The organism is Mesorhizobium sp. M1D.F.Ca.ET.043.01.1.1 (assembly GCF_003952385.1).
Classification (GTDB): Bacteria; Pseudomonadota; Alphaproteobacteria; order Rhizobiales; family Rhizobiaceae; genus Mesorhizobium.
The window spans coordinates 6,375,033-6,401,299 of record NZ_CP034444.1; the positions used below are offsets into that span (position 1 = coordinate 6,375,033).

The 26,267-nt window shown below is 64.9% G+C and carries 24 protein-coding genes; 13 read left to right on the forward strand and 11 right to left on the reverse strand.

Annotated elements, in window-relative coordinates; all coding sequences use genetic code 11:
• The first annotated feature begins 7 nt into the window (after positions 1-7).
• The 5 genes from EJ067_RS30605 (at position 8) to recJ (ending at position 6,294) form a co-directional block, all read left to right on the forward strand.
• Positions 8-415 carry a hypothetical protein gene (locus EJ067_RS30605; protein WP_189510194.1) on the forward strand — a complete coding sequence of 136 codons (408 nt, stop codon included), beginning with the start codon at positions 8-10 and terminating at the stop codon, positions 413-415.
• Between the two features lie 48 nt (positions 416-463).
• Positions 464-1,681 (forward strand): LL-diaminopimelate aminotransferase, encoded by a 1,218-nt coding sequence (locus tag EJ067_RS30610; protein WP_126088842.1) that lies wholly within the window; start codon positions 464-466, stop codon positions 1,679-1,681.
• 161 nt (positions 1,682-1,842) lie between these two features.
• Positions 1,843-3,156, forward strand: coding sequence for a homoserine dehydrogenase (locus EJ067_RS30615; RefSeq protein ID WP_126088843.1), 1,314 nt, complete (start codon positions 1,843-1,845; stop codon positions 3,154-3,156).
• A gap of 229 nt (positions 3,157-3,385) precedes the next feature.
• The gene (glpX, locus tag EJ067_RS30620; protein WP_126088844.1) at positions 3,386-4,369 is read left to right on the forward strand and encodes a class II fructose-bisphosphatase; all 984 of its coding nucleotides are present in this window, start codon (positions 3,386-3,388) and stop codon (positions 4,367-4,369) included.
• A 140-nt stretch (positions 4,370-4,509) separates the two neighbouring features.
• On the forward strand, positions 4,510-6,294 hold the full coding sequence (gene recJ, locus EJ067_RS30625) for a single-stranded-DNA-specific exonuclease RecJ (protein WP_126088845.1): 1,785 nt from the start codon (positions 4,510-4,512) through the stop codon (positions 6,292-6,294).
• A 19-nt stretch (positions 6,295-6,313) separates the two neighbouring features.
• Here the strand turns inward: recJ and EJ067_RS30630 are convergent, their stop codons facing one another.
• The 3 genes from EJ067_RS30630 to folE all read right to left on the reverse strand — a co-directional run bounded on the left by EJ067_RS30630 (position 6,314) and on the right by folE (position 8,621).
• On the reverse strand, positions 6,314-7,285 hold the full coding sequence (locus EJ067_RS30630; protein WP_126089805.1) for a patatin family protein: 972 nt from the start codon (positions 7,283-7,285) through the stop codon (positions 6,314-6,316).
• 84 nt (positions 7,286-7,369) lie between these two features.
• A complete protein-coding gene (gene hisI, locus EJ067_RS30635) occupies positions 7,370-7,828 on the reverse strand; it encodes a phosphoribosyl-AMP cyclohydrolase (RefSeq protein ID WP_126089806.1) in 459 nt (152 codons plus the stop codon).
• 166 nt (positions 7,829-7,994) lie between these two features.
• Positions 7,995-8,621 (reverse strand): GTP cyclohydrolase I FolE, encoded by a 627-nt coding sequence (gene folE, locus EJ067_RS30640; RefSeq protein WP_126088846.1) that lies wholly within the window; start codon positions 8,619-8,621, stop codon positions 7,995-7,997.
• A gap of 238 nt (positions 8,622-8,859) precedes the next feature.
• Here folE and EJ067_RS30645 point away from each other — a divergent pair, with 238 nt between their 5' ends.
• The gene (locus EJ067_RS30645; protein ID WP_126088847.1) at positions 8,860-9,306 is read left to right on the forward strand and encodes an iron-sulfur cluster assembly scaffold protein; all 447 of its coding nucleotides are present in this window, start codon (positions 8,860-8,862) and stop codon (positions 9,304-9,306) included.
• Positions 9,307-9,316: 10 nt separating this feature from the next.
• Here EJ067_RS30645 and EJ067_RS30650 read toward each other — a convergent pair whose 3' ends face one another.
• Positions 9,317-10,222, reverse strand: coding sequence for a LysR substrate-binding domain-containing protein (locus tag EJ067_RS30650; protein WP_126089807.1), 906 nt, complete (start codon positions 10,220-10,222; stop codon positions 9,317-9,319).
• A gap of 332 nt (positions 10,223-10,554) precedes the next feature.
• On the opposite strand from EJ067_RS30650, the gene yidD reads away from it, so the two are divergent.
• Positions 10,555-10,929: a membrane protein insertion efficiency factor YidD gene (gene yidD / locus EJ067_RS30655; RefSeq protein ID WP_189510196.1), complete on the forward strand. Its 375-nt coding sequence runs from the start codon at positions 10,555-10,557 to the stop codon at positions 10,927-10,929.
• Between the two features lie 141 nt (positions 10,930-11,070).
• Entirely contained in the window at positions 11,071-11,880 is an 810-nt protein-coding gene (gene blaOXA, locus EJ067_RS30660) for a class D beta-lactamase (RefSeq protein ID WP_126088848.1), read from the forward strand.
• Positions 11,881-11,886: 6 nt separating this feature from the next.
• On the opposite strand, the gene EJ067_RS30665 is transcribed toward blaOXA, so the two are convergent.
• Positions 11,887-12,723: an SAM-dependent methyltransferase gene (locus EJ067_RS30665; RefSeq protein WP_126088849.1), complete on the reverse strand. Its 837-nt coding sequence runs from the start codon at positions 12,721-12,723 to the stop codon at positions 11,887-11,889.
• A 221-nt stretch (positions 12,724-12,944) separates the two neighbouring features.
• On the opposite strand from EJ067_RS30665, the gene thrS reads away from it, so the two are divergent.
• Positions 12,945-14,918, forward strand: a complete 1,974-nt coding sequence (thrS, locus tag EJ067_RS30670; RefSeq protein WP_126088850.1) for a threonine--tRNA ligase — start codon at positions 12,945-12,947, stop codon at positions 14,916-14,918.
• 84 nt (positions 14,919-15,002) lie between these two features.
• Positions 15,003-15,944, forward strand: coding sequence for a 1-acyl-sn-glycerol-3-phosphate acyltransferase (locus EJ067_RS30675; protein WP_126088851.1), 942 nt, complete (start codon positions 15,003-15,005; stop codon positions 15,942-15,944).
• A gap of 57 nt (positions 15,945-16,001) precedes the next feature.
• Here the strand turns inward: EJ067_RS30675 and EJ067_RS30680 are convergent, their stop codons facing one another.
• Entirely contained in the window at positions 16,002-16,967 is a 966-nt protein-coding gene (locus EJ067_RS30680; protein ID WP_126088852.1) for a hypothetical protein, read from the reverse strand.
• 162 nt (positions 16,968-17,129) lie between these two features.
• Here EJ067_RS30680 and EJ067_RS30685 point away from each other — a divergent pair, with 162 nt between their 5' ends.
• The gene (locus tag EJ067_RS30685) at positions 17,130-17,714 is read left to right on the forward strand and encodes a nitroreductase (protein WP_126088853.1); all 585 of its coding nucleotides are present in this window, start codon (positions 17,130-17,132) and stop codon (positions 17,712-17,714) included.
• A gap of 7 nt (positions 17,715-17,721) precedes the next feature.
• Here the strand turns inward: EJ067_RS30685 and EJ067_RS30690 are convergent, their stop codons facing one another.
• Positions 17,722-18,489, reverse strand: a complete 768-nt coding sequence (locus EJ067_RS30690; RefSeq protein ID WP_126088854.1) for a TetR/AcrR family transcriptional regulator — start codon at positions 18,487-18,489, stop codon at positions 17,722-17,724.
• A gap of 141 nt (positions 18,490-18,630) precedes the next feature.
• Here EJ067_RS30690 and EJ067_RS30695 point away from each other — a divergent pair, with 141 nt between their 5' ends.
• Positions 18,631-19,305, forward strand: coding sequence for an isoprenylcysteine carboxylmethyltransferase family protein (locus EJ067_RS30695; protein WP_126088855.1), 675 nt, complete (start codon positions 18,631-18,633; stop codon positions 19,303-19,305).
• Between the two features lie 4 nt (positions 19,306-19,309).
• Here EJ067_RS30695 and EJ067_RS30700 read toward each other — a convergent pair whose 3' ends face one another.
• Both EJ067_RS30700 and EJ067_RS30705 read right to left on the reverse strand, forming a co-directional pair.
• Positions 19,310-20,191, reverse strand: a complete 882-nt coding sequence (locus EJ067_RS30700) for a CoA ester lyase (protein ID WP_126088856.1) — start codon at positions 20,189-20,191, stop codon at positions 19,310-19,312.
• Positions 20,191-20,643: a MaoC family dehydratase gene (locus tag EJ067_RS30705; RefSeq protein ID WP_126088857.1), complete on the reverse strand. Its 453-nt coding sequence runs from the start codon at positions 20,641-20,643 to the stop codon at positions 20,191-20,193. Before EJ067_RS30705 ends, EJ067_RS30700 begins: the two co-directional genes overlap by 1 nt.
• A 153-nt stretch (positions 20,644-20,796) precedes the next feature.
• On the opposite strand from EJ067_RS30705, the gene EJ067_RS30710 reads away from it, so the two are divergent.
• Positions 20,797-21,918, forward strand: coding sequence for a DUF2336 domain-containing protein (locus EJ067_RS30710; RefSeq protein ID WP_126088858.1), 1,122 nt, complete (start codon positions 20,797-20,799; stop codon positions 21,916-21,918).
• A 3-nt stretch (positions 21,919-21,921) separates the two neighbouring features.
• On the opposite strand, the gene EJ067_RS30715 is transcribed toward EJ067_RS30710, so the two are convergent.
• Positions 21,922-23,988 carry an FUSC family protein gene (locus tag EJ067_RS30715; RefSeq protein WP_126088859.1) on the reverse strand — a complete coding sequence of 689 codons (2,067 nt, stop codon included), beginning with the start codon at positions 23,986-23,988 and terminating at the stop codon, positions 21,922-21,924.
• Between the two features lie 42 nt (positions 23,989-24,030).
• The gene (gene parE, locus EJ067_RS30720) at positions 24,031-26,088 is read right to left on the reverse strand and encodes a DNA topoisomerase IV subunit B (RefSeq protein WP_126088860.1); all 2,058 of its coding nucleotides are present in this window, start codon (positions 26,086-26,088) and stop codon (positions 24,031-24,033) included.
• Positions 26,089-26,267: the final 179 nt, after the last annotated feature.

The following is a 26,267-nucleotide window of genomic DNA, read 5'->3' on the forward strand; positions in this document are numbered from 1 at the left end:
AAACAATATGACGATTAATGTTGGCGGGACTTTTTTTCTCGGCGCCGGTTCGATTTGCCGCATCGCCATAGCGGCCGCGATGCTGGGCGCGCCGCTGCTGGCCGGCGGCTGCACCAGCACCAGCGCGAACAACGCGGCAACGACGGCGTTGACCGAAGGCCCTAAGGACACCGGCTCCTATCCGAACCTCAACATTCCGCCGCACGTTGCCGCCAAGCAACTGTCCAAGGAAGAGACCGCCGCCAAGCTCGGCGAGCTCAAGGCCGAGCAGCAGGCGCAGGTCGCCAAGGGCGGCGGCGCGAAGCCGGCTCCCAATACGGCCGCGCTCAACACGCTCGCCAGGACGCATGGCGACGAAGCGCTGAAGCAGATCGAAGGCAAATGCGATCCCGCCCTCGACCCTAACTGCAATTAGGTCTATATCGCGCGCCGAAAGCGCCCCCTTTGATCGTCTGGAACTGAAATGGAAGAATTTCACAAGGTCCGCCGGCTTCCGCCTTACGTGTTCGAGCAGGTCAACCGGCTGAAGGCGAGCGCCCGCTCGCGCGGCGCCGACATCATCGACCTTGGCATGGGCAATCCGGACCTGCCGACGCCGAAGGCCATTGTCGACAAATTGTGCGAAGTGGTGCGCGATCCGCGCACGCATCGCTATTCCTCCTCGCGCGGCATTCCGGGCCTGCGCCGCGCCCAGGCCGCCTACTATCAGCGCCGCTTCGGCGTGAAGCTGAACCCCGACACGCAAGTGGTGGCGACGCTTGGCTCGAAGGAAGGCTTCGCCAATATGGCGCAGGCGATCACTGCGCCCGGCGACGTCATCCTGTGCCCCAATCCGACCTATCCGATCCACGCCTTCGGCTTCATCATGTCGGGCGGCGTCATCCGCTCGCTGCAGGTCGAACCCGATGACGGCTTCATCCCAGCGGTCGAGCGCGGCATCCGCCACTCGATCCCGAAGCCGCTGGCGCTGATCCTCAACTATCCGTCGAACCCGACGGCGCTGGTCGCCTCGCTCGATTTCTACAAGGACGTGGTCGCCTTCGCCAAGAAGAACGACATCATCATCCTGTCGGACCTTGCCTATTCAGAGATCTATTTCGACGGCAATCCGCCGCCCTCGGTGCTGCAGGTTCCGGGCGCGATCGACGTCTGCGTCGAGTTCACCTCGATGTCGAAGACCTTTTCTATGCCCGGCTGGCGCATGGGTTTCGCGGTCGGCAACGAGCGGCTGATCGCAGCGCTGACCCGGGTCAAGTCCTATCTCGACTATGGCGCCTTCACGCCGATCCAGGTGGCGGCGGCGCATGCGCTGAACGGCGACGGCGCCGACATCGCCGAGGTGCGCGAGGTCTACCATAAGCGGCGCGACGTGATGGTCGATTCCTTCGGTCGCGCCGGCTGGACCATTCCGGCGCCCGCGGCCTCGATGTTCGCCTGGGCGCCGATCCCGGAGCAGTTCCGCCCGCTCGGCTCGCTCGAATTCTCCAAGCTGCTCATCGAGCATGCCGACGTGGCGGTGGCGCCGGGCATCGGCTTCGGTGAGCACGGCGACGATTTCGTGCGCCTGGCGCTGGTCGAGAACGAGCACCGGATCCGGCAGGCGGCGCGCAACATCAAGCGCTTCCTGGCCTCGACCGCCAAGCAGCCCAACAATGTTGTGCCGCTCACCGCGCGCCGCTAGGGCCGGATGATTTCAGGCCCGTTCGGCCTGAGATCTGAATCCGGCTCTCAATCAAAAGAGCTAGAGCATGATGTCGTCCGAAAACCGCTTCACACTTTTCGGCATCATGCTCTAGTTCACCGCACATCACACCGACCATTCTTTGAGGGGCGTCGCCGGACATGGCTGAAGCGTTGCGTGTTGGAATTGCCGGCCTCGGCACGGTGGGCGCCTCCGTGGCGCGCGTGCTCCACGAAAAGGCGGCCGAGCTCACCCGCCAGTGCGGCCGCGACATCGTCGTCACCGCGGTTTCGGCGCGCGATGCGAAGCGCGACCGCGGCGTCGATCTGAGTGGCGCCAAATGGTTCGACGATGCCGTGAAGCTGGCCGAGCAGGCCGATATCGATGTCTTTGTCGAGCTGATCGGCGGTGATGAAGGGCCGGCGCGGGCCTCGGTGAAGGCGGCGCTCGAGGCCGGCCGCCATGTCGTGACCGCCAACAAGGCGCTGTTGGCCAAGCACGGCGTGCAACTCGCCGAGATCGCCGAGAAGAAGGGCGCGCTGCTCAACTACGAGGCGGCGGTGGCCGGCGGCATCCCGGTCATCAAGACGATGCGCGAGGCAATGGCCGGCAACCAGGTCACCCGCGTCTTCGGCATCCTCAACGGCACCTGCAACTACATCCTGACCCGCATGGAGGCCGAAGGCATATCCTTCGACGCCTGCCTCAAGGATGCGCAGCGGCTGGGCTACGCCGAGGCCGACCCGACCTTCGACATCGAAGGCCACGACACGGCGCACAAGCTGTCGATCCTGACCAGCCTTGCCTTCGGCACCAGGATCGCCGCCAGCGACATCTATATGGAAGGCATTTCCAACATCAGCCAGGCCGACATCCGCGCGGCGGCCGATCTCGGCTACCGCATCAAGCTGCTCGGCGTCGCCCAGCGCACCGACAGCGGCATAGAGCAGCGCGTGCATCCGACCATGGTGCCGACGGCATCGGTCATCGCGCAGGTGCACGGCGTCACCAATGCGGTGGCGATCGAGACCGACATCCTGGGCGAGCTTTTGCTCTCCGGCCCCGGCGCCGGTGGCAACGCCACCGCCTCGGCGGTGGTCGGCGATATCGCCGACATCGCCAAGAGCCGGCCGGGCTTCCAGCACGGACCGGTCTTCGGCTGGCCGGCGAAGGAGTTGAAGCCCTATAAGAAGGCGCAGATGCGCAGCCATGCCGGCGGCTATTTCATCCGGCTTACCGTGCATGATCGCATCGGCGTCTTCGCCGCGATCGCCAAGCGCATGGCCGACAACGACATCTCGCTGGAATCGATCGTGCAGCAGGCGGCCGGGCCGGAAACCGAGGCGCAAAAGACGGTTATCCTCGTCACCCACGAGACGACGGAGGCCGCGGTGCGCAAGGCCGTCGAAGGCGTCACCAAGGACGGCCATCTGACCGACAAGCCGCAGGTGATCCGCATCGAGCGGGCGGAATAGCTCAAGTCATAATCTGCCTTCAATCGATTGATATTGCTGCAATTTCAAAAATTGCCGAGGCAAGTCTTGCCGTTGTCATGGAGCTTTGCCAGAAGAAGCGCGCCTCTGGCGGGAGGCGGGAGCAATTCGCGGAAAAGTGCCTGGCGGTTTTCCGTCCGGAATTGCTCGAAGCAACAATTGGAGCGGTTCCAACTGAACCGCTCCCCGTGTCAACGAGGAATGCCCATCCATGAACATGGCCCAGAACATCGCAGCCGGCCTCGACCGTATCCTCACTATGGAAGTGGTGCGCGTCACCGAGCGGGCCGCCGTCGCCGCCGCCAGGCTGCGCGGTCGTGGCGATGAGAAAGCCGCCGACCAGGTCGCCGTCGACGCCATGCGCCAGGAGCTCAACCGGCTCGCCATCAAGGGCACGGTGGTGATCGGCGAGGGCGAGCGCGACGAGGCGCCGATGCTCTATATCGGCGAGGAGGTCGGCACCGGCAAAGGGCCGGCGGTCGATATCGCGCTCGATCCACTCGAAGGCACGACGATCTGCGCCAAGAACCTGCCCAACGCGCTCGCCGTCATCGCGATTGCGGAAAAGGGCAGCCTGCTGTTCGCGCCCGACGTCTATATGGACAAGATCGCGATCGGGCCGGGCTATGCCGAGGGCATCATCGACATCGACGCGCCGCCGGCCGAGAACATCGCCAACCTCGCCAAGGCCAAAGGGGTCGCGGTGTCCGACATCACAGCCTGCATCCTCGACCGGCCGCGCCATGCCAAGCTGATCGACGCCGTGCGCGCCACAGGCGCCGCGATCCGGCTGATCGGTGACGGCGACGTCGCCGGCGTCATCCACACCACCGACCCGGACGAGACCGGCATCGACATCTATCTCGGCACCGGCGGCGCGCCGGAAGGAGTGCTGGCCGCTGCGGCGCTGCGCTGCACCGGCGGCCAGATGCTGGGCCGGCTGATCCTCGATACGCCGGAGAAGGTGGCGCGGGCCGAAAAGATGGGCATTTCGGATCCGAAGCGGGTTTATCGGGTACAGGACATGGCGCGCGGCGACGTGCTGTTTGCGGCAACCGGCGTCACCGACGGCAATCTGCTCGAGGGCGTGAAGTTCGGCCGCACCTTCATCACCACACACACCATCGTGCTGCGCTCGTCCTCGCGCACTGTGCGCGAGATCAAGGCGCGTCACCAGGATCTGGACAAGTTTTGATTTCTTCCCGTCTGGACGCTTTTGCAGCAGTTCGAGGAAGGCTATTCCACACCTTTCCTCGAATTGCCCACGTTCCCGGAATTGCCCCGGCCGCCGCCTGTTGATATCTGCGCAATGATGATGTGCAGACGGCGCGTCGCATGACGGGCGAGAGACGGTTCTTCCTCGATGTCAGGCAATCGGCGACCGGTGTTTCCTGGGAACACCGGCTGACCGAGCGGCAGGACATGGCCGCTTTGGCCATCGCGCAGGGCCATGGCGTGCCGGACATCGTGGCGCGCGTGCTCGCCGGGCGCGGCGTGACGGTCGAGCAGACCGAGCGCTTCCTCGATCCGACCATTCGCGAGCTTTTGCCGAACCCGGCCTCGCTGACCGACATGGAGAAGGCGGCGGCGCGGCTGGCGGACGCGATCGTGGCCGGCGAGAAGGTGGCGATCTTCGGCGACTACGACGTCGACGGCGCGGCCTCGTCTGCGCTGCTGAAGCGCTTCCTCACGCATTTCTCGATACCGTCCGAGATCTATATCCCCGATCGCATCTTCGAAGGCTACGGCCCCAATCCGGAGGCCATGCGCGAGCTCATCTCGCGCGGCGCGAAGCTGATCGTCACCGTCGACTGCGGCACCAACAGTGCCGCGTCGATCGAAGCAGCGAAGCAAGCCGGCGCCGACGTCGTGGTGCTCGACCATCATCAGGTCGGCGGCGCGCTGCCGGCGGCGGACGCTGTGGTCAATCCGAACCGGGAAGACGATCTTTCAGGGCAGGGGCATCTTTGCGCTGCCGGCGTCGTCTTCCTGTGCCTGGTCCAGACGGCGAGGGTGCTGCGCGACAGGCTGCCAAATGCCGCGCCGGTCGATCTTCTGTCGCTGCTCGACCTCGTCGCGCTGGCGACGGTTTGCGACGTCGTGCCGCTCACCGGCGTCAACCGCGCTTTCGTGGTCAAGGGCCTGCAGGTGGCGCGCCAGCAGAAGAATGAAGGGCTGGCGGCGCTGGCGCGGGTCTCGCGCGTCGGTGAGCCGATCAACACCTTTCATCTCGCCTATCTGATCGGTCCGCGCATCAACGCGGGCGGGCGCATCGGCGATGCCGCGCTCGGCAGCCGGCTTCTGGCCACCGACGATCCTGTCGAGGCCGCAGGCATCGCCGAGACGCTCGACCGACTGAACCAGGAACGGCAGCAGATGGAGATGGAGATGCTGGCGCAGGCGCGCGCCGAAGCCGATGCCGAGCTTGCCGGCGGCAGCGGCCCGGCCATCGTCGTCACCGCCAGCAACAGCTGGCATCCGGGCATCGTCGGGCTGCTGGCCTCGCGGCTCAAGGAGCATGCGCGCCGTCCGGCCTTCGCCATTGCCTTCAACGCCAATGGCATCGGCACCGGCTCTGGGCGGTCGGTCTCCGGCTTCGATCTCGGCCGGCTGGTGCGCGAGGCGGCCGAGGCCGAACTGATCGTCAAGGGCGGCGGCCACGGCATGGCGGCGGGCATCACCATCGAGCGCGCCAAGCTTGGCGCGCTGCGAGCCTTCTTCGAGGAGCGCGCGGCGGCGGACGTTTTCCGGCTGCAAAGCGAGGAAAGCCTGGCGATCGACGGCGCCTTGGCCGCCGAGGGCGCGACGCTCGCACTGCTCGACGCGCTGGAAAAGGCCGGCCCGTTCGGCGCCGGACACATCGCGCCGGTTTTCGTGCTGCCGCGCCACAGGCTCACCGATGCGCGGCCGATCGGCACCAACCACATCCGTGCCGACCTGCAGTCGCAAAGCGGCGGCAACCTGCAGGCGATCGCGTTCCGCGCCGTCGACACCGCGCTCGGCGAATTCCTGTTCAAGAACAGGGGCAAGACCGTACATGTCGCCGGCTCGCTGTCGGGCAATTACTGGAACGGCAACCGGACAGTGCAATTCCGCATCACGGATGCGGCGATTGCCTGAGTTGCACCGATGCTTCAGGTCAGGCGAGCACCGTCTGCAGCCGCGTCAATTCGCTGATCTGAGCCATTGTCGCCTGATAGCCGAGGCGGATCGCCTCGTCGGCGCGGTGGAATTCGGTGAGGCCGATATGGCTGAGCTTCGGCTGCAGCGACATATCGGGCGGATCGCCGGCTAGCCTGGCACGCGAAATCCGATCCTGGATGATGTTGAAGGCCTCGACCATGACGCCGGTGATACCGAGGCGGGTCTGGTGGGGCTGGTGCTGGGGGTTGACCTGGCCGGGACGCGGCGCGTCGGTCTCGATGACGAGCTCGCCCGCGCTGTGCTTGATGACCGCCGCCCGGCCGAACAGGTCGTAGTGCAGGTTGACGGCCACGACCAGCGGCTGCTCGTAGGCGCGGCAGACAGACACCGGCACCGGATTGACGAGCGCGCCGTCGACCAGAACGCGGCCGTTGCAGCTCACAGGCTCGAAGACGCCGGGCAACGCGTAGGACGCGCGCATGGCGGTGATCAGCGAACCGTTCGACAGCCAGATTTCGTGGCCGGTACGGATTTCGGAAGCGACGGCGACGAACGGTTTCGACAGATCCTCGAAACGGATACCGTCCACGTGCTCGCGCAACCGAGCGTCGAGCTTCATACCGCCGAACAGGCCGCTGCCACGCAGATTGAGATCGAGAAGCCCGAAGAGGCGGCGCTTGGTCAGGCTCCTGGCGAATTCCTCGAGCTCGTCCAGTTTGCCGGCGAGATAGCAGCCGCCGACCAGCGCGCCGATCGAGGTGCCGGCGATCATCGACACTTCGATGCCGGCTTCGTCCAGCGCGCGCAGCACGCCGATATGGGCCCAGCCACGCGCGCAGCCGCCACCGAGCGCCAGCGAGATGCCTGCCTTCTTCGCCGACTTCGGCTCCGGCACGCCGCCGGACGATGCAGGGCCGTTGGCCTCCTGAACGTCAGGTCTGCTGCGCAATGACGCCCATTCGAGCATCATGATCTCCCTTGTCCCGTATCCCTTCTACACCAAGGATGTTTGAGAATAGTGAATATTAGTGGTTTGTGAATATTGAATGGTTCACACCGGCTTCCGATACGTCTCTTTCGCATCGAACAGCGGCCTGCTGCCGTCGTCGGCAAGCACCGCCTTGCCGTCGCTGATCCCCACCGTCCGATAAAAGCAGGAACGTCTCCCGGTGTGACAAGTTGCGTCGTGGCCCAATACTTTGACGCTCAACCATATCGCGTCCTGGTCACAATCCGTGCGCATCTCGACGACGCGCTGGAAGTTGCCCGAGGTCTCGCCCTTCTTCCACAGCGCATTGCGCGAACGCGACCAGTAGTGCGCGATGCCGGTTTCCAGCGTCAGCGCCAGCGCCTGCGCATTCATATGCGCGACCATCAAAAGCATGCCGTCGCCGGCGTCGGTGACGACAACGGTCAACAGGCCGGCGGCATCGAAGCGCGGAGAAAAGACAGTGCCTTCCTCCAGCGCCTTCTTGTCTGCCGGAGCTTCGGGAAATTGCAGTGCCGACATTGCCGGTCCTTGTTCGACTTCAACACGTGCTGATGTTTCGGGAGGCCAGTCTGCAAAATGGCGACTTCCGCTTCCGGCGCTCACGTATTTCAATACGCTCCGCTCCGGATCTCGGAAACCACCATTTTCGACTGAGCCTACGCCTTTAGCGGGTGAGGGCGGACGATCAGCTGCGCACCATCGTGACGAAGCGCACCTGTTCGTCGGGCGTGTCCCTGAAGACGCCGGTGAAGGTCGAGGTGAGCGTGGTCGAGTCCTGCTTGCGGATGCCGCGCATGGCCATGCACATATGCTCGGCCTCGATCATCACCGCGACGCCGCGCGGGTTGAGCACGTCCTGGATGACGCCGGCGATCTGCGCGGTCATCGCTTCCTGCGTCTGCAGGCGATGGGCGAAGATATCGACGACGCGCGCGATCTTGGACAGGCCGACGACCTTGCCGTCCGGCAGGTAGCCGACATGCGCCTTGCCGATGATCGGCACCATGTGGTGCTCGCAATGGGAGTGGAACTTTATGTCCCTGACGATGACGAGATCGTCATAGCCGGCGACTTCCTCGAACGTGCGGCCAAGCTCCTCTGCCGGGCACATGTCGTAGCCGTTGAACATCTCGCGGAAGGCCTTGGTGACGCGCTTCGGCGTATCGACAAGGCCCTCGCGATCCGGGTTGTCGCCCGTCCAGCGCAAAAGCGTGCGCACGGCGGCCTCGACCTCGGCCTCGCTTGGGCGGTCGGTGACGGGCTTCTCCATATAGGAGGAGGGGGGCATGAGTTTCTTGATGACGGCATCCATAAAAAGGCGTCTCCCGTAGTCCCGCTCAAAGGCGGGACGAGTTGAACGGACCACGACCTTTCGGGTGAAACTCGCCCGGTTTCCAGCCCGTAAGCGGCGTGAACAGATGAGCAATGACAATGGCTTGAGGTTGCCTTGTCGATGCCCGGCTGCCAGCATTATATATGCTCGTGCAGAGCGAAAGGAAGACGCAACAGCGGCAAACCCTGTTCGCTTGGCGGCGACGGATTGGAAAAATATGATCGACGACGTCTACAATGCGAAAATTCTCGGCTTCGCCGGAAACATCGCGCGGATCGGCCGGCTCGACCACCCCGATGCCACCGCCAAGGCGCACTCCAAATTGTGCGGCTCGACGGTCACCGTCGACCTCAAAATGGACGGCGACGTGGTGACCGATTTCGCTCATGACGTGAAGGCCTGCGCGCTCGGCCAGGCATCGTCCTCGATCATGGCGAAGCATGTGGTCGGCGCGAATGCCGACGAGCTGCGCGCGGTGCGCGAGACCATGCTGAAGATGCTGAAGGAAAACGGCGCGCCGCCCGAGGGACGCTTCGCCGATCTGAAATATCTGGAGCCGGTGCGCGACTACAAGGCGCGCCACGCCTCGACCATGCTGACTTTCGACGCGGTGGTCGACGCGATCGGCCAGATCGAGAAGAAGCGCGCCGGACAGGCGGCTTGAGGACAAGCTCCTAAACCGTTCGCACAGTCATGGCAAATTCGCTGCGTATCCAGTCGGCGAAAGCCCTGGCCGGTTCCGAAAGTTCCCGCAAGTTTCTCGCCACCAGCCAATAGGCGCCGGAAGCGACGTCGATGTCGAAAGGCTTGATCAGCGCGCCCGAGGCGAGCTCGTCGCCGATCTGCAGGAGATCGCCAAGCGCCACGCCATGCCCGAGCAGCGCGGCCTGTTTTGAAAGCGAAATGTCGGCCAGCATCGGGCCTCGTGCGGGAACGGCGTCGGCGGGCACGCCGGCCGCCTGGAACCAGCGCGCCCAACCCTGGCGGTTCTCCTCGTGCAACAGCGTGTAATGGCGAAGGTCGATCGGCTTTTCCAAGGGAGGGCCCGATGCCAGCAACCCTGGCGACAGGACCGGTGAATCGACGGTCGAGGCCAGGCGCTCAGCCTCAGTGCGAGGCCATGACGTGGCGTTCGCGCTGAAACGCAAGGCGAGCTCGGGCTGATCGCTGCGGAACTCGATCGGCCGTACATCGACTTCGAGCGATACGTCGATATCGGGCCGCAATTCGCGAAACCGGTTGAGCCGCGGCACCAGCCACACCGCTGCGAGCGAAGGCTCGACGCTGACGCGCACCACCGACTGTGCCGGTGATCCCGCCAGTTCCGACAGCACCCGGTCGATGTCGTCGAAGCTTCTCACCAGCTGGTCGAGCAGCCGGCGGCCGGCATCCGTCAGTTCGACGCGGCGATGGAGGCGGAGGAACAGCGGCTGGCGCAGGAAGGTTTCGAGCGCGCGGATCTGCCGGCTGATGGCCGCCTGCGAGACGTAAAGCTCCTCCGCCGCGCGGCTGAAGCTCAAATGCCGGCCGGCCGTTTCAAAGCTCCTGAGCGCCGTCAGCGGCAGCCGGCCCCGCTTCATCTTTCGCATAACCTCAAGTTATCCGATGCGGAAATTATACTCGTTTGAGGACAAAGGCCAGCGGCAGTCTAATGGGCGCTCAAAGGAGCACTGCCATGATCCAGTTCCTGGCCATTCTGACGGACGTGATACGGATCGCGACCTTTCAGAGGCGTGGCGAAGCCACACGCGGCCACTGCCGCCATCACCATCCCGATGTCTCCACGCACCATTCATCCTGGACTGACAGGCATCGCATCCGCCGGTCCATGCCGTGAGGGCAAAAGAGCATTGCGTTCCGGGTCCGAAGCTCACATCTATCGCACAGCGAAACGCGATGCGGAGCTGATTGGTTGGTTGACCACCACGGGCATATGCATAGCGCCCGCCCTACCAGGCGCGGGCGCAATTGGCCAGGACCCTGGCGCAAAACGCCGGGCCGTCTCCTCGGTACGTCGCTCGTGCGCCTCTACCAGTTGACCCTCTCCGGCTTCGTCGGCAACAGCTGCCGGCATCTGCCGACCTGTTCCGAATATGCGCATGAGGCGATCGCCCGCCATGGGTTGTGGGCCGGCGGCTGGATGGCGCTGTTTCGGGTTTCGCGCTGCGGGCCGTTCGGGACGCACGGCATCGACCGCGTGCCGGAGACGCTTGGCGCACGCTATGTCTGGTTCATGCCGTGGCGCTACTGGCGGATCGGCAGGAAACTCGGTGAGGCCGACAGCTGATCGTGCCGGCGTTTCGCAGGCCGTGTTTACGGTCTGGTAGGGTTAACGCCAGCCTGCACAAACACTGCGAATTTGAGACAAAATCGAGACAAGAGGCCTCGCTAAGCCGCTCCGCGTAATCCCTTTCAGGAGTGAGCTTCGATGCGCCAGATGGACCGCTATCCGTTCTTTATTGCCGTTATTCTGTTCCTTCTGGCGTGGATGCTCGGCCTGCCGATGCGGGCGCAATCGGCGCCCCTTGCGGACATCCACTGCACGCTGGTCCAGGACCAGGAAAGCGGCGCGACGCTTTACCAGGACGGCGTGTGCGACCGGCGCGTCAGCCCGGCCTCCACTTTCAAGGTGCCTCTGGCACTGATCGGCTACGATTCCGCAATCCTGAGCGACCAGCACACGCCGAGCTGGGACTACAAGCCCGAGTTCAACGCGGTGAAGCGCGACCGCAAGACCGTCGACCCGACGATCTGGGAACGCGATTCCATCATCTGGTATTCGCGCGAGATCACGCGCCGACTGGGACCGAAAAGTTTCGCCGGCTATGTATCGAAATTCGGCTACGGCAACGCCGATGTCTCGGGCAGCGCCGGCAAGAATGACGGCCTGACCAATTCCTGGGTGGATTCCTCGCTCGAAATCTCGCCCGTCGAGCAGACGGCCTTCCTGCGCCGGCTGCTGGACGGCAAAATGCCGGTCTCGGCCAAGGCGCACGAGATGACCAAAGCGATCATCCCGACCTTCAGGGCCGGCGGCTGGACGGTGCAAGGCAAGACCGGCAGCACAGCGCGAGACAGGAACAAGCGGTCGCTCGGATGGTTCGTCGGCTGGGCCGAGAAGGATGGCCGCCGCATCGTGTTCGCCCGGCTGGTCGTCGACGCCCGGCGTGGCGAGACGCCGAAGGGGCTCGCCACGCGCGCGGCGTTCCTGAAGGACCTGCCGCAGCTGGTGAAGTGACCCGGCTCAGACGCTTCGGCGGGCGCGCAGAATGTGCCCGCCGGAATTGTTTCGGCCGGCGTCAGGGGCTTTGGCAAAACGAGCGGCGATGGCGCCGCTCTCGAGATCCTCGATCTCGTCGAAGCCAAGCTCGTTGAGTGATTTCGCCAGCGCGCCGGGATCAAAGAAGCTGATCCAGGGCTCGCCGACGGATGCGACGCGTTCGGCATGGAAGGCAAGCGTCGCCTGTCCCGCCACGTCGCGGTTCTCGGCTGGCTCACTGTAGTCGAACACGACCTCCGAGCCGGGGATGCCGGCGATGTAGGAGAGCGTGCGGAAGATCGCCTCCGGCGTAAGATAAGGCACCACGCCAAGCCACATGAAGAAGCTCGCCTCGGTCGCCTTCAGCCCGGCCGACGACAGTTCTTCCGGCAGAAGCTGGCGCTCGAAATTCACGGGGACGAATGTGGTGCCGTGCGGTTCCGCGAGACCGGCATCGGCCACGAGCCGGTGCTTCCAGGCTTGCGTCGCCGGATGATCGACCTCGAAGACCGCGAGATCCGCGTGCGGGTTGCGCAGCGAAAAAGTGTCGAGACCGGCGCCCAGCACCACGACCTGCCGGACACCGCGCCGCACCGCTGCCGCCAGCCAATCCTCGGCGAGGCGGGCGCGCGCGGCAACGAACAGGCGCATGCGGCGGCTGTGCTCGTCTTCCTGCCCAAGATCTGCTGCCGTCGGGGCGCCGTCACCCAGAATTCTTATGGCGTAGGGGTCGCGAAACAGCCCTGCCTGCGGTGAAAACTGATGCAGTGCCCGCAAACGCGCGACGCGAAGGGCGGTTCGGCTGGGTGTGGCATCTTCCATTCGCATCATCCAAATCTGTCCCGTGATTCTTCGCAAGCCTTCGCGACCGGCCTGCGACATCGCTGGCGACATTTCCTGACGGCCGCTCTTTACCTGACGCGGCGCTGCCTCTAAAACCGCGCCCGCTGCCGGATGCGTCCGGCCACCCTCTGCATGCTCCAGCACGCGACATGCTTTTTCACCACCCGCGCTCGTTTGCGGGACTGGATAGGAGAACTCTGATGCTGAATTCCGTTTCCCTGACATTTCCCGATGGTTCGGTCCGCGAGTACGACGCGGCGATGACCGGCGCCGGTCTGGCCGAGTCGATCTCCAAGTCGCTGGCCAAGAAGGCCGTGGCCTATGCGATCGACGGCACCATCCGCGACCTTTCCGATCCGCTCGGCAAGTCCGGCAAGGTCGAGATCATCACCCGCGACGATCCGCGCGCCCTGGAGCTCATCCGCCACGACGCAGCGCATGTGCTGGCCGAGGCCGTGCAGGAATTGTGGCCGGGAACGCAGGTGACCATAGGGCCGGTGATCGAGAACGGGTTCTACTACGACTTCGCGCGCAACGAGCCGTTCACGCCGGACGATTTCCCGGCGATCGAGAAGAAGATGCGCGAGATCATCGCGCGCAACAAGCCGTTCACCAAGGAAGTCTGGTCGCGCGAGACGGCGAAGAAGGTCTTTGCCGACAAGGGCGAGCGCTACAAGGTCGAGCTGATCGACGCCATTCCCGAGGACCAGGACATCAAGATTTACGCGCAGGGGGACTGGTTCGACCTTTGCCGCGGCCCGCACATGGCCTCGACCGGGCAGATCGGCAACGCCTTCAAGCTGATGAAGGTGGCGGGTGCCTACTGGCGCGGCGATTCCAACAACCCGATGCTGACGCGCATCTACGGCACGGCCTTTGCCGACCAGGCGCAGCTAGAGGCCTATCAGACGCTGCTCGAGGAGGCCGAAAAGCGCGACCATCGCAAGCTCGGCCGCGAGATGGACCTGTTCCATTTCCAGGAGGAGGGGCCGGGCGTCGTCTTCTGGCACGCCAAGGGCTGGAAGATGTTTCAGAACCTGGTCAGCTACATGCGGCGCCGCCTCGACGAGCACGGCTACCAGGAAGTCAACGCGCCGCAGGTGCTGGACAAGAGCCTCTGGGAGACGTCGGGACATTGGGGCTGGTACCGCGACGCCATGTTCAAGGTGACGGTTGCCGGTGACGACACCGACGACGACCGCATCTTCGCGCTGAAGCCGATGAACTGCCCAGGCCACGTGCAGATCTTCAAGCATGGGTTGAAGTCCTATCGCGAACTGCCCGTGAAGCTTGCGGAGTTCGGCAATGTGCATCGCTACGAGCCGTCCGGCGCGCTGCATGGGCTGATGCGGGTACGCGGCTTCACGCAGGACGACGCGCACATTTTCTGCACCGAGGAGCAACTCGCCGCGGAATGCCTGCGCATCAACGACCTGATCCTGTCGACCTATGCCGATTTCGGCTTCGACGAAGTTGCCGTGAAGCTCTCGACGCGGCCGGACAAGCGCGTCGGCACCGATGAGGCCTGGGACCATGCCGAGGCCATCATGAGCAACGTGCTGGAGACGATCCGCACGCGTTCCGGCAATCGCATCAAGACCTCGATCAACCCGGGCGAGGGCGCCTTCTACGGGCCGAAGTTCGAATATGTGCTGAAGGACGCCATCGGTCGCGAATGGCAGTGCGGCACCACGCAGGTCGACTTCAACCTGCCGGAGCGTTTCGGCGCCTTCTATATCGGCTCGGATTCGGAGAAGAAGCAGCCGGTCATGGTGCACCGCGCGGTGTGCGGCTCGATGGAACGCTTCCTCGGCATTCTGATCGAGAACTATTCCGGCCATTTCCCGCTGTGGTTCGCGCCGCTGCAGGTGGTGGTGGCGACGATCACCTCCGATGCGGACGAGTACGCGATGAAGGTCGTCGAGCGGCTGAAGGCCGCGGGCCTGCTGGCCGAAGCCGACCTGCGCAACGAGAAGATCAACTACAAGGTGCGCGAGCACTCGCTGGCCAAGGTTCCGGTCATCCTCGTCTGCGGCAAGCGCGAGGCGGAAGAGGAGACCGTCAACGTCCGCCGGCTCGGCTCCCGCGACCAGGAATCGCTCAAGCTGGCGGACGCGGTGAAGTCGCTCGCCGACGAGGCGGTCTCGCCGGACCGCAAGCGTCGCGCGGCCTGATCTTTCGATCCCTCATCAAATGGCGGTGGAGCGATCCACCGCCATTTTCACATGCCTGTCACGCCAAACCTGTAACCAGCCGCCATGCTCAAGTTGAAACTGCGGGAAAGACGTTTTCCCGAGCTCTCCTACGCCAGCGCGCACCAGCCGGCGCTGACGCGCTGGTTCATCCATTCCGTCGAGGGCCTATCCGGCCGCGACCGCTTTGCCGTGCTCTATGATTTCTGGCGGCGCCAGGTCGCGCCGACCGGCGACCGGGTGTTCAGCCGCATGCTGGAGCTGATCGACGTCAAGGTGCGCAGCGCCGGCCATTGGCCGCCGGCCAATATGCCGGACACGCCGCTGGTGATCGTCGCCAACCATCCGTTCGGCATCGGCGACGGCATTGCGGTGCTGTCGCTGGCCGAGCAGCTCGGCCGTCCGTTCCGGGTCATGATCCACAAGGATCTGCTCAGGATCCGCGAGATGGAAGCCTATTCGCTGCCGATCGATTTTTCCGAGACCAAGGAAGCGCTGAAGAACAACATGGCGGTACGCCACGAGGCGGTGCGGCTGTTGAAGGAAGGCGTAACTATCGTCGTCTTCCCGGCCGGCGGCGTCGCCACCGCGCCGAAGGGGTTCGGCCGCGCGATCGACCTGCCGTGGAAGATGTTCCCCGCCAAGCTCATCCAGGAGGCAAAGGCCTCGGTCATCCCGATGCATTTCTCCGGCCAGAACGGCCGGCTGTTCCACCTGGTCAGCGGGCCGATGAACATGGCCGAGCGCGACAACCGCGTGGCGAAGTTCGTCGGCAAGGCGTCGCTGACGCTGCGCACTTCCTTGCTCATCCGCGAGTTCGCGAGGCTGTCCGGCAAGGCGATCGAGGTGCGCATCGGCGAGGTGCTGAGATGGAGCGAACTTGAGCCGCTGCGCGACCGCAAGGCGTTGCTCGACCGCCTTTATCGCGCCGTATTCGACATGGCATCGCCGGCCGCGTCGCGCGGGCGCGTGCCGTTCCTGCCGAAGCGGATGCGCAAGGCCGCTTGAACGGATTTCTAGCCAATTCCGGACGGAAGACCGCCCGGCATTTTTCCGGGAATTGCTTTAGTCCGCGCCTTCTTCCGGATCGATGGCGGACGCTTCATTCGCCACAACCTCGATCTCCTGGTTCTGGCCGGCAACGACCGTGAAATCCTTCTGGTAGATGCGGTCACGGTTCTTGGCGATGATGGTGTATTGGCCCTCGGCCAGCACCATCGAGGCGAAGGCGCCGACGGCTTCCTTGATCGGATCGCCGGATTCGTTGAGCAGCGACCAGGAGGTGTCGGCAATGGCTTCGCCGCCGGGCTCGCGCACCAGCTTCATCGTCATCTCGGCGGCGCGGTGCTCGACGGTCGCCTCCGTCAGCTTGCCGGCCTCGACGCGGATGTCGGAGCGGATCACCGCGTTGACCGCGCCATAAGTGGAGACGACGTGGTAGGTGCCGGCATTCAGCCGCACCACCGTGTTCGGCTCGACATCGGGGGCGATCAGCGCGCGGTCGCCATTGGCCTCGGCCTGGCCTTCATAAATCGAAAAACGAAGTTTCTTCGACGGGATATGCGCGCCGCCCGAGGTCACTGCGTCGAGCTTCAAGCCGCCGGCGTCGAGGACGAGGCTTTCGCGCTTGGCGTCCTTGCCGACGGTGATGCGCTTGGTGGCGCCGGCTCGCCCATAGGAGGCATGGACGAGGTAGCTGCCGGGGTCGAGCTGGAACACTGCCGTGCCGCCATGCGCGGACGCCACCATGGGCAGCTTGCCGTCGCTGGCGGGCTCGGGCTTGAACACCCGCCAGACGATACCGCGGGCGATGTCGGTGCCCTTGTCCGTCAGTTGCGCGGAAAGGGTGATCGCTCCGCCGCTGCCCAGCGCCAGCGACTTCTCGTTCTTCGGCGTCGCATAGCTCGAAATGCCCGGCAGCTTGATGTCGCCGATATCGTTGGCGTTCTGGGCCAGCGCGAAGGAAACCGGCACCGCGAACAGCGCGGCGACCAGCCCAATCACGAAAAGGCGCAGAGTCCCCTCAAACATGCCTTGCGTTGAAGCCCAAGGCGGTGGCAATTTCAAGGCTCAAGAGCGCGCCGCGTTCCGCCAGGGCTCTTTATTCGGCGCATAGCGCGCTATTGCCCGAGCCGCCCCACCTCCCGATGGCGCGCTTCAGCTCAAAATTGAATGCTTAGGAGACTTGCGCCCATGGCGTCGCCGATCATCGACTTCCTGCTGACCCGCAATTCCGTGCCGATACCCGACCTCAAGGAGCCGGCGCCGAGCGACGCGGAGATCGCCACGATGATCGCTGCCGCCTCGCGGGTGCCGGACCATGGCCGGCTCGAGCCTTGGCGGTTCATCCTTTACCGCGGCGAGGCGCGGGTCGAGATCGGCAGGAAGCTCGCGGCTCTTGCCGAGCAGCGCGAGGGGCCGCTGCCCGAGGGGCGCCGCAACCAGGAGCTGGCGCGCTTCTCGCGCGCGCCGCTGGTGATCGGCGTGGTGTCGGTGCCGAGGGAGAACCCGAAGATCCCGCAATGGGAGATGTTCCTGTCGGGCGGCATGGCGGCCCTGAATCTGATGATCGCCGCCAACGCGCTGGGCTATGGCACCAACATGATCAGCAACTGGTATTCCGACGTCGCGGAGGGCAGGGCGATCCTCGGGTTGTCGCCGCAGGAGCGCGTCGTCGGCTTTGTCCACATCGGCTCATATCAGGGACCGGCGCCCGAGCGGCCGCGGCCCGATCCGGCGAAGCTCTATGCCGACTACGCGGGACCCTGGGCGGGATGAAAGAAGTCTAAGGGCGCCGCAAAGCGACGCGGCCTGGCTCGCGATCCTTCGGGGGCGGTGCGCCTGCGATGACGGAAGGGTTGGAGCGGCGCGCCGTCATGACGGCGCGCACGTAGCCGGGCTCGCCGATGCGGATGCTGCCGTCGGGAAGCCCGAGGATGCGGTCAAGCGCGATCTCGTAAAGCCTGACGCGCTTCTCCAGGGCTTCGATCGCGATCTCCATGTCGGCATCGCTGCCGCTGGCGAACGCCTTGGCGATGACGTCGTGCGTGGCCATGCCGAACTGCATGACGATATCGGCGACGCCTTCCGGGTCGAATGTGCGGAACGTGCCATCCTCGACGCCCTGCCGGATGATTTCGGCCAGCACAGGCGAAAACGATGCACTGGCCGCCAGATTGATGCGATGGAACAGCACCAGGTTTTCGGGCCGGAACAGCGTCTCGAACAGCGCCCAGGCTTCCGCCGCGGTCTCGATCTTGGCCCGCCGCGATTTCGCGAGCAGAGCATTGAGCCGCCCGAGCGGATTGAGCGCCGGATCGGCGACAATGTCCTCAACGCCGGCGAGCGCCTGTTTCGCAAAGCGCTCGGCCAGCGCTTCCAGCAGCGCCTCCTTCGAAGGAAAGTAGTGGTAGAAAGCGCCCTTCGAGATGCCGGCGGCGGCAATCATGTCATTGAGGCTCGCTTTGTCGTAGCCCTGCGTCAGGAACAGGGCCTGCGCATGGTTGAGCAGTTCTTCTCGCCTGAGTTCCGGGTGCTTGATCACACGTGGCATGGGGAAACCTTGTGCACGCCGCTACCGTTCCCGTCCAGATGCTCGAGTGTCGATGAGGCTTGAGAACAGACCGATGGTCGGTATAATAGACCAATGGTCGGTTTTGGCCAGTGGCGATGGGCATCTCACGGAAGGTTGGCCATGATTGCGAAATTGGTTTTCCAGACATTCGTGTGGTTCGGCATCATGGGCGTGCTGCTGTTTGTGTCGGCGGGCACGCTGCACTGGACCGGAGCCTGGGTCTACATAGTCGTCATGGTCGGTCTGAGCCTTACCATGGGCGTGGCGCTCGCCCGGCGCGATCCCGGCCTGATGAATGAGCGCCTGCGCCCTCCGATCCAGAAGACCCAGACCGCGGCCGACAAGATATTGCTCAGCATATTGCTGCTCGGCATCTTCGGTTGGCTTGCCCTGATGGGGCTCGATTTCCGTTTCGGCTGGTCGCCCGTTTCCCTCTGGGCGCAAGTGATCGGCGCGCTCATCCTGCTCGTCGGCATCTGGATCTGCTATCTGACGATGCTGGAAAACAGCTTCGCGGCGCCGGTCGTGAAGATCCAGGACGAGCGCGGCCAGAAGGTCATCACCACAGGCCCATACAGCTACGTTCGCCACCCGATGTATGCCGGCGCCATACTCTATTTCGCCGGTACGGCGCTCCTGCTCGGATCCTGGTTGGGGCTGGTACTGGTGCCTGTCTTCATCCTGCTGCTCGCCATCCGCACCTTCATCGAGGAGAAGACGCTGCGGACAGGGTTGCAGGGCTATGACGACTATGCGGCGAATGTCCGCTACCGACTGATCCCGATGGTCTGGTAGCGGTTCAGGCGGAAATCCCCGCCGCTTTGGCACGTGCCAGCAGCCGCTCAGCGAGCCGCAGATGCGGCCGGTCATACATCTTGCCGTCGATGCCGACGACGCCGGGATTTCCCGCTGCCGCGAAAGCGTCGACAATCGCCTGCGATCGCTCGACTGCCTCGGCCGACGGCGTGAAGGCGGCGTTGATGACCGGGACCTGCGCCGGATGGATCGCCATCTTGCCGGTAAAGCCGTCGCGTTCGGCTTCGCGGCATTCGGCCTCGAAAGCGGCCATGTCGCGAAAATCCGGAAAGACGGTGTCGATCGCCGCGACCTCGGCCGCGCCGGCGGCCAGGATGGTCATGGTGCGTGCCAGGCGGAAGACGTCGGTGTAGCGGCCGCCCTCGTCGCGCGCCGAACGCGCGCCGATCGCGGCCGACAGATCCTCCGCGCCCCAGGTCAGGCCGGCGAGGCGTACGCTTGCCCCGGCATAGCTCGCGGCCGCCAGCACGCCGGCCGCGGTTTCGGTGATGATCGGCAGGATCCTTATGCGGCCATCCGGCAGTCCGTTTTCGGCCTCGTGCACCCGAAGCTTGGCCGCGAGCCGCTGGACGTCCTGTCCGCCGTTCGACTTCGGCAGCATGATGCCGTGGGGTTTCACCGGGACAAGGGCTGCGAGATCATCGTCGGTCAGACCGGTCGCGAGGTCGTTGACGCGCACGTAGATGGCGGAATTGGCTTGCCGCCGGCGGCCGGCAATGAAGCTCGCCGCGACCACGCGCGCTGCGGCCTTGTTGGCGGCGGCGACCGAATCCTCGAGGTCGACGATGACCACGTCGGCGCCGGCGCCAAAGCCTTTTTCGAGCTTGCGCTCGGAATCGCCCGGCACGAAGAGCAGCGAGCGCATCAGGCCGCCTTTTTCATCATCATCGCCTGCCTTGTGCATTTGGCGACAAGCACGTCGTCCTGATTGTAGGCGCGATGCTCGAACTCGACGATTCCGCGGTCGGGTTTCGATCTGGACTCGCGCACCGAAACGACCGTGGTCTCGACCCGGATGGTGTCGCCATGGAAGACCGGGTGCGGGAAGACGGTTTCCTTCATGCCGAGATTGGCGACGGTGGTGCCGACGGTGATGTCGTTCACCGAAATGCCGATCATCAGGCCGAGCGTGAACAGCGAATTGACCAGCGGCTTGCCCCATTCGCTCTTGGCGGCGAAGTCGAAATCGATGTGCAGCGGCTGCGGGTTCAGCGTCATCACCGAAAACAGCATGTTGTCGCTTTCGGTGACGGTCTTGCGCAGCGTGTGCCGGAAGACACGGCCGACGACGAACTCTTCCAGATAAAGCCCGGCCATGGTCGATCTCCTCCGTCTATCCTTGCTTGATAGGCGTTGGTTGCGGCTCCATCAAGCCGGTTAAGAAACATGATGAACCGTTCGTAAACCATTTCCAGCCTACCGTTCACAACGGGGCCGGGGGACATTCCGGCAAGGGCATAGCTGGTCGGCATGATTGTTTCGCACTTTCTAAAATGGATTGATACGGCAAGGGTTTCCGAGCGCGCGGCCGCCGCGAGCGCGCTGGCGCGCGCTTACATAAATTCCGATCTGCCGTTTGAGGATCGCTGCGCCGCCGAGGCCGCGCTGACGCTGCTGCTTGACGACGTCTCCGCCAAGGTTCGACATTCTCTCGCCGAAGCGCTGTCGATGAGCCACCACGCGCCGCCGCAGGTGATCGCGGCACTCGCCTCCGACCAGCCGGAAGTGGCGGCGCTGGTGCTGGCGCGTTCGCCTTTACTTACCGATGCGGACCTCATCGACCGCGTCGCCGGTGGCCAGAAAGCTACCCAGAAGCTGATCGCCGACCGTCCTGTCGTTTCGATGCCGCTGGCGGCCGCCATCGCCGAGATTGGCGAGCCGGAAGCCTGCGCCACGCTCATCGCCAACAGCGGCGCCGACATCGCGTCGCTGAGCTTCCGCCGCATGGCCGAACGGCACGGCCACCTGCCGCTGGTGCGCGAGGCGCTGATCGCCGACGCGCGTCTGCCCGCCGACTGCCGGCACATGCTTCTGGTCAAGCTCGGCGAGACGCTGAAAGGTTCGCCGCTGGTGCTGGCGCTGATGGGCGCCACCCGCGCCGACCGGGTGATGCGCGACGCCTGCGTGAAGGCTTCGGTCACGCTGATCGACGGCACGCGCGCCGAAGAGCACGCCGCGCTGATCGAGCACCTGCGGCTGCGCGGCGATCTCACCGCAAGCTTCATCATCCGCACCATCGCGCATGGCAAGGTCGACTTCTTCGGCTCGGCGCTGGTCGCGCTTGCGCAGCAGTCCGAGCAGCTGGTGAGGGCGCTGCTTGCCGGCGGCCACGACGTCGCGCTGCAGGCGCTGTTCCGCAGCGCCGGCCTCGCCGCCGCCACCCACGGCATCATCCTGCGGGCGCTGAAGGTCTGGCGCGAGGTCGCTAACGGCAAGCGCGTCGCCGGCGTGCAGGAAGTCAGCTGGCTGATGCTGAAGGAACTCGGCGGGCAATCGGCCGAAGGCGACTTGGCCGGGCTGGTCAAGTCGATCCATCTCGACGCGCTGCGCGAGAACGCGCGCGGGCATGCGCTTGCCATAGCGGCGGCCTGAAACTCAGGCCCGGCCCTTCGCGAAGAAATCCGGATAATCCTCCATCGCCGCGGCGATGATGCGCAGCGAGGCTGCAATCTGCAGCATTTCGGGCCGGTCGCTGCGATCGGCGATGCCGGCCGCATATTGCCTTGCCACGGCAACGGTCGACGTCTGCGGCTCGCCATGCCTCCTGAACAGCAATTCCCGCGCCAGGCCGCGCATGAAATTGCCGAGCGATTCCACCGTTTCGCGCGGGATCGCGGAATTCAATTGCGCACCGCGCAGCCGCAGGACTTCAAGCCCGACGGTGACGGCTGCGATGCTGCCGCCCAGGATGGGATCGCCCTTCCTGCCGGTCTGCAGCAGCTGCGGCATCAGCTGGTTGATCCGGTCATAGGCCAGGCTTTCGAAGGCAGAGCGCCGCGGAATGCGGTCGTGCAGGCAAAGCCGCGCCAGGTCCTCGCGCATCGCCTGCGAGATGCGCTCCACGGTGACCCAGGGGTTGGCCGGCAGCACGATGATGAAGACGCCGATGGCAATCAGGATGCCGACCAGGATCGACGCCGACCCAGCGAAGAACCGGCCTGGATCGTAGGTCATCAGCTGGTGCGGGCTGAGGAAGGCGAGGAAGTTGATGGCGAAGGCGGTGGCGACGCCGACATGGCGCGGATTGGCCATTCCGAGCGCCGCCGGCACCATGATCGGCACGACAAAGAGCGTGAACCAGCCAAAGCCGGGCAGCACCGGCAGCGCGACCTGGCCGACAAGGAAGGCGAAGGGCAGCGCGAGCAGCGTTCCCGTGAAGAAACCCCAGGCCGACTGGACGGGATCGGGGCGCGCTGAGAACAGGCTGGAAACGACGGCGACGAGGATGACGGTGCCAGCGGCCTCCGACCACTTGGTCGTCAGCCAGAAGGCCGTCACCAGAAGCGTGGCGAGTGCGGCGCGCACGGCATTGCGCCAGGCGGCATGATGGTCGCGATGCACCACCAGCGCCGGCTGCTGTCGTTCGCGGGAGGGTCCTGAGACAGGCGAGCGAAGCGCATCCAGGCCGCGCATCACCTGCTTCAGCGCCTCCGCGAAATCGGCAGCGATGGTAAGGCGGGTGATGGTGCCGACCCGGTCTTCGCCGGGTTCCGCAGACGCTGCCGGCGTCTCTCTTGCCTTGTTCGCGATGACGTCGAGCCGTGCGACCCAAGGGTCGGTGTCATCCAGGGCACCGGGCGTCGCCGCCAGCTCGCCGACGAAAGTCTGCAATTCGCTGCGCACCGGGATGAGAGCCGCGTTCTTCGGCGCTGCATGGGTGTGCAGGGCGCGGGCCGCCGAGAGCGCCCACAGCAGCTGCCCGATCGTGCGCCGGACCGGATGGGCGCGCGTGGCGAAACTCGGCGCTTCCAGCCGAGCATAGGTGCGCATCTCGGCAAGCGTCTGGGCGTCGCTGATCAGCTTGCGCTGCAGGGCTGCAAGGCCGGCCGGATCGCCGCCGGAAAAGGCGCCCGAGGCATAGTCGGCGAGATCCAGGATGCTGCGCTTCAATCTCGAAATGATCGCGTCCGCCGCCAGTTTCGGCAGGACCAGGCGGCTGGTGACGCCGGCGCAGACGATGCCGAGCACGATTTCGGCGCAGCGCGCGATGGCGAGATCGACGACGAGATGCGGCTGCCCGAAAGCCGGCAGGCTGATGATCATCGCGGTGTAGCCGGCAAGCGCCGCGCCATAGGCCTCCGGATTGCGCAGCAGCGAGGAGACGAGCGTGCAGACGCCGATCCATAGCGCCAGCACCGTCACCAGCAGCCAGGGATTGGTGCCGAAGAGCGATGTGATGCTGATCGCCGCCACGCCGCCGGCCAGCGTGCCGAGCAGCCGGTAGAAACCCTTCGCCAGCACCATGCCGGCGACCGGCTGCGCGACGATGAACACCGTCATCATCGCCCATTGCGGATGGTCGAGTTTCAGGGCGTATGCGGCAAGCAGCGCGATCAGTCCGGCCGAAACGGTGCGCAGGGCGAATATCCAGTCCGAGCGCGTCGGCTGCGTCAGGCCGTGCAGCGGTGTCTCGACAAGCTCTTTCAGCCGCGTCCAGGTCACATACAAGTCTCCACACCGGAGCTGTTATGGACCAGTCCGCGTTCAGATATCCAGCACGTCGGCCTCGGCGAATTCGGCGCGTTCCTGGATGAAGCGGAAGCGCGCCTCGGGCTTGGTGCCCATCAGCGCGTCGACGGCATCCTTGGTCGCCTGCTCCGCGTCGATCACGTCGACCCTGAGCAGCGTGCGCTTCCTCGGGTCCATGGTGGTTTCCTTGAGCTGCGAGGCCATCATCTCGCCGAGGCCCTTGAAGCGGCCGATCTCGACCTTGCCGCGCCCGGTGAATTCGGTGCGCAGCAATTCGTCCTTGTGCGCATCGTCGCGTGCATAAGCGACCTTGCCGCCCTGCCTGATCGAGTAGAGCGGCGGCACGGCCATATAGAGATGGCCGCCGCGGATCAGGTTCGGCATCTCCTGATAGAAGAAGGTGATCAAAAGCGATGCGATGTGCGCGCCGTCGACGTCGGCGTCGGTCATGATGATCACGCGGTCGTAGCGCAGGTCCTCGTCTCGGTATTTCGAGCGCGTGCCGCAGCCGAGCGCCTGGATCAGGTCGGAAATCTGCTGGTTGGCGGCGAGCTTGTCGTTGCCGGCGCTGGCGACGTTGAGGATCTTGCCGCGCAGCGGCAGCACCGCCTGGCTGGCACGGTCGCGCGCCTGCTTGGCCGAGCCGCCGGCCGAGTCGCCTTCGACGATGAAGATCTCGGCGCCTGCGGCGGCGTTCTGCGTGCAGTCGGCGAGCTTGCCCGGAAGGCGCAGCTTGCGCACCGCGCTCTTGCGCGAGACTTCCTTTTCCTGGCGGCGCCGCACGCGTTCGTCGGCGCGCGCGATGACCCACTCCAAAAGCTTCGAGGCTTCCTGCGGATTGTCGGCCAGCCAGTGGTCGAACGGATCGCGGATGGCGGTTTCGACGATGCGCATCGCCTCGATGGTCGCCAGCCTGTCCTTGGTCTGGCCGACGAATTCCGGCTCGCGGATGAACACCGACAGCATGCCGGCGGCCGAGATCATGACGTCCTCGGTCGTGATAACCGAGGCGCGCTTGTTGCCGATAAGATCGGCATAGCCGCGCAGCCCGCGCGTCAGCACATTGCGAAATCCCGCCTCGTGCGTGCCGCCTTCGGCGGTGGGAATCGTGTTGCAGTAGGAGTTGAGGAAGCCGTCGCCGCCGAACCAGGTCACGGCCCATTCCAGCGAGCCGTGGCCGCCTTGCCTGTCGCTCTTGCCGGCAAAGACCTCGCGCGTGACCTGGAACTCGTCGCCGAGCGTTGCCTTGAGATAGTCCTTCAGGCCGCCCGGGAAATGGAACTCGGCCTTGGCCGGCGTCTGGTCCTTTTCCTTGATCAGCGACGGATCGCAGCTCCAGCGGATCTGGACGCCCCCGAACAGATAGGCTTTCGAGCGTGTCATGCGGTAGAGCCGCGCCGGCTCGAACGCGGCGCCCTTGCCGAAGATCTGCTCGTCGGGATGGAAGCGGGTCCTGGTGCCGCGGCGGTTGTGGACCTCGCCGAGGTGCTCCAGACCGCTTACCGGAATGCCACGCGAGAATCTTTGCCGATAAAGCTGCCGGCCGCGCGCGACCTCGACCTCGAGGTGGTCGGACAGCGCGTTGACGACCGAAACACCGACACCGTGCAGGCCGCCGGAGGTCTCATAGACCTTGGAGTCGAACTTGCCGCCCGAATGCAGCGTCGTCATGATGACTTCGAGCGCCGGTTTCTTGAATTTCGGATGCGGATCGACCGGGATGCCCCGGCCGTTGTCGGTGACGGTGAGAAAGCCGTCGGCCGAAAGCTCGACGTCGATGAAGGTCGCATGGCCGGCGACCGCCTCGTCCATCGAATTGTCGATGACCTCGGCGAACAGGTGATGCATCGCCTTGTCGTCGGTGCCGCCGATATACATGCCCGGACGGCGCCGGACCGGCTCCAGCCCCTCCAGCACCTCGATGTCGGCGGCGCTGTAGCTCTCGCTGCCGTCACGGGCGGCAGCCGAACGCTTCGCCGCCTGAACCAGCGGATCAGCCGGGCGCGAGGACGCGCGCGCCGGCTGGGGCTGCTGCTTGTCATGGTTGCCGAAAAGATCGCTGGTGTCGTCCATGCTGGCCATTAAGTCCGGTACTGCGAATCACTCCTCGATACTGCCACGCTTTCGGCGGGCGAACGAGGTTCCTGTTCCGTTCAGGGATCAAAGTCTCTCTTATTCCAAAACCATTCGATAACCAAGCCGCCGGAAATAGGGCGGTCCCGGCATTCAAGGATTCCTGATTCTTTAACATT